Origin of the sequence: Paraburkholderia sp. LEh10 (assembly GCF_017814945.1) — a bacterium.
Lineage (GTDB): Bacteria > Pseudomonadota > Gammaproteobacteria > Burkholderiales > Burkholderiaceae > Paraburkholderia.
Genome location: NZ_JAGIPX010000241.1, coordinates 1 through 554, shown reverse-complemented (window position 1 = coordinate 554; position 554 = coordinate 1). Strand labels below are relative to the sequence as shown.

General features: G+C 62.8%; 1 protein-coding gene. It reads left to right on the top strand.

What is annotated here, in order from left to right; all coding sequences use genetic code 11:
- On the top strand, nt 1–554 hold a 554-nt coding region (locus tag J8I87_RS46640; RefSeq protein WP_209938944.1), incomplete at both ends, for an IS3 family transposase.

The following is a 554-nucleotide window of genomic DNA, read 5'->3' as shown; positions in this document are numbered from 1 at the left end:
CAGCTCGCGCGCGAAGGCGTACACGTGGGGCGCAAGCGGGTGGCGCGCCTCATGCGTATGGCGGGTCTGTACGGGGCAAGCCGGCGGCGCTGGCCGCGCACCACACGGCCACGCGCAGGCGCCCGGCGTGCGCCTGATCTGGTGCGCAGGCACTTCAGTGCCGACGCGACAAACGTGCTGTGGGTCGCAGATGCGACCTATGTACCCACGGGCGAAGGATTCCTCTATCTGGCGGTCGTGCTGGATGTGTTCAGCCGTCGCATCATCGGCTGGGCGATGTCAACCAATCTATACACCGAACTGATGTTACGCGCACTGGACATGGCGTTGCAGCAACGACGCCATGACGGTGTGATTCTACATTCCGATCAAGGCTGTCAATACACGTCCATTGCCTTTGGACGACGATGCCGCGAAGCAGGCGTACAGCCGTCGATGGGCACGGCCGGCGATGCCTATGACAACGCGATGTGCGAGTCGTTCTTCGGCACGCTTGAAGCGGAGCTACTCTCGCGAGAACACTTTGCGACCCATGAACAGGCCAGGCAGCGCAT